Origin of the sequence: Bradyrhizobium sp. 160 (genome assembly GCF_023073735.1) — a bacterium.
Classification (GTDB): Bacteria; Pseudomonadota; Alphaproteobacteria; order Rhizobiales; family Xanthobacteraceae; genus Bradyrhizobium.
Genome location: NZ_JADPKD010000059.1, coordinates 1 through 2,697, shown reverse-complemented (window position 1 = coordinate 2,697; position 2,697 = coordinate 1). Strand labels below are relative to the sequence as shown.

The 2,697-nt window shown below is 57.7% G+C and carries 2 tRNA genes and 2 rRNA genes; all 4 read left to right on the top strand.

Annotated elements, in window-relative coordinates:
• Positions 1-453, top strand: a 16S ribosomal RNA gene (locus IVA98_RS24980); the annotation flags it as partial.
• A gap of 160 nt (positions 454-613) precedes the next feature.
• Positions 614-690: transfer RNA gene (locus IVA98_RS24975), tRNA-Ile, on the top strand.
• Between the two features lie 6 nt (positions 691-696).
• Positions 697-772: transfer RNA gene (locus IVA98_RS24970), tRNA-Ala, on the top strand.
• Positions 773-1,059: 287 nt separating this feature from the next.
• A 23S ribosomal RNA gene (locus tag IVA98_RS24965) occupies positions 1,060-2,697 on the top strand; the annotation flags it as partial.

Below are 2,697 nucleotides of genomic sequence, written 5' to 3'. Positions count from 1 at the left end.
GTTAAGTCCCGCAACGAGCGCAACCCACGTCCTTAGTTGCCATCATTGAGTTGGGCACTCTAGGGAGACTGCCGGTGATAAGCCGCGAGGAAGGTGTGGATGACGTCAAGTCCTCATGGCCCTTACGGGCTGGGCTACACACGTGCTACAATGGCGGTGACAGAGGGAAGCGAAGGGGCGACCTGGAGCAAATCCCGAAAAGCCGTCTCAGTTCGGATTGCACTCTGCAACTCGGGTGCATGAAGGCGGAATCGCTAGTAATCGTGGATCAGCACGCCACGGTGAATACGTTCCCGGGCCTTGTACACACCGCCCGTCACACCATGGGAGTTGGTCTTACCCGACGGCGCTGCGCCAACCGCAAGGAGGCAGGCGACCACGGTAGGGTCAGCGACTGGGGTGAAGTCGTAACAAGGTAGCCGTAGGGGAACCTGCGGCTGGATCACCTCCTTTCTAAGGATGTTTCTTTTGGACGACCGGCAGCCGTCTGGCTGACGGGCCGCCACTCGAGACGTCATTGGATACATGAAGCCCAGTCAGGGCTTCGATTGGCGGGACCTGGAGAGGCCGCCCTCGTTTCTCTTTCTCATCCGGATAAGCGGGATCACCGCTCGGGCCTGTAGCTCAGGTGGTTAGAGCGCACCCCTGATAAGGGTGAGGTCGGACGTTCGAGTCGTCCCAGGCCCACCATGATCAGGGGACGTAGCTCAGCTGGGAGAGCAGTTGCTTTGCAAGCATCAGGTCGTCGGTTCGATCCCGTCCGTCTCCACCAGCGCCTCTTCGTGAAGGCGCGGTGATCATCCGGAAGAGAAGGCAGCAAGTTTGCCCTTGCCAGCGCTGAGCGCAGCAGGCGGCATCGATATCTAAAAACTGTGAAGAGGGAATGTGACCGCGGGTCCCGCGAAAGCGGGGTGCCCGTTGGAGGTCATGTTCGGCAAGCATGTGACCGAACCGCTGAAGAGCGGTTTGGTCACTGGTCTTTATCGTGACCGTGGTCCTGTGCCTGACGTCATCCGCTGATGCGGCTGCCGGTCAGGCTCGGACATCGATCATGAGAGCGATCAAGTGCCTTAAGAGCATTCGGTGGATGCCTTGGCGCTGAGAGGCGATGAAGGACGTGGTACGCTGCGATAAGCCTTGGGGAGCTGCGAACGAGCTTTGATCCAGGGATTTCCGAATGGGGAAACCCACCTTCGACCCTTCGTATTGTGGTGTCAGGCTGGCGGAAACGCTGGTTTGGCCCCTCACTACGATTGGTCAGATGAAGGTATCAAATCCTGAATCCATAGGGGTTTGAAGCGAACCCGGGGAACTGAAACATCTCAGTACCCGGAGGAAAGGACATCAACGAGACTCCGTTAGTAGTGGCGAGCGAACGCGGACCAGGCCAGTGCCTGCAGTGAGTTTACCGGAACGGCCTGGAACGGCCGGCGTGAAGGGTGAGAGCCCCGTACGGGACGGACGATCGGCAGGACTCGAGTAGGGCGGGACACGTGAAATCCTGTCTGAACATGGGGGGACCACCCTCCAAGCCTAAGTACTCCTCAGCGACCGATAGTGAACCAGTACCGTGAGGGAAAGGTGAAAAGCACCCCGACGAGGGGAGTGAAACAGCACCTGAAACCGGATGCTTACAAACAGTAGGAGCCCAAGGTTTGTCCTGGGTGACTGCGTACCTTTTGTATAATGGGTCAGCGACTTAAAGTTACGAGCAAGCTTAAGCCGGTAGGTGGAGGCGCAGCGAAAGCGAGTCTGAACAGGGCGTTCAGTTCGTGGCTTTAGACCCGAAACCGAGTGATCTAGCCATGTGCAGGATGAAGGTGGGGTAACACCCACTGGAGGTCCGAACCAGTGCCCGTTGAAAAGGTCTTGGATGACGTGTGGCTAGGGGTGAAAGGCCAATCAAACTCGGAAATAGCTGGTTCTCCGCGAAAGCTATTTAGGTAGCGCCTCGAGTGAATACCGTGCGGGGTAGAGCACTGGATGGGCTAGGGCCGCCCACAGCGGTACCAAACCCAACCAAACTCCGAATACGCACGAGTACTGCTCGGGAGACACACGGCGGGTGCTAACGTCCGTCGTGGAGAGGGAAACAACCCTGACCGACAGCTAAGGCCCCCAATTCGTGGCTAAGTGGGAAAGGATGTGGGAATCCCAAAACAACCAGGAGGTTGGCTTAGAAGCAGCCATCCTTTAAAGAAAGCGTAACAGCTCACTGGTCTAAACAAGGGGTCCTGCGCCGAAAATGTAACGGGGCTCAAGCCACGAGCCGAAGCTTCGGGTGTATCGCAAGATACGCGGTAGCGGAGCGTTCCCTAGGCCGGCGAAGGGAGACCCGTGAGGGCTCCTGGAGGTATGGGAAGTGCGAATGCTGACATGAGTAACGACAAAGAGTGTGAAAGACACTCTCGCCGAAAGTCCAAGGGTTCCTGCGTAAAGTTAATCTTCGCAGGGTTAGCCGGCCCCTAAGGCGAGGCCGAAAGGCGTAGTCGATGGGAACGGGGTGAATAGTCCCCGGCCAGCGGATGGTGACGGATGCCGTGTATCGTCTGAGCTTATCGGATTGCTCGGGCGGTGAAGGGGTCCCAGGAAATAGCCTCCGCGTACGACCGTACCCGAAACCGACACAGGTGGACAGGTAGAGTATACCAAGGCGCTTGAGAGAACGATGCTGAAGGAACTCGGCAATTTGCCTCC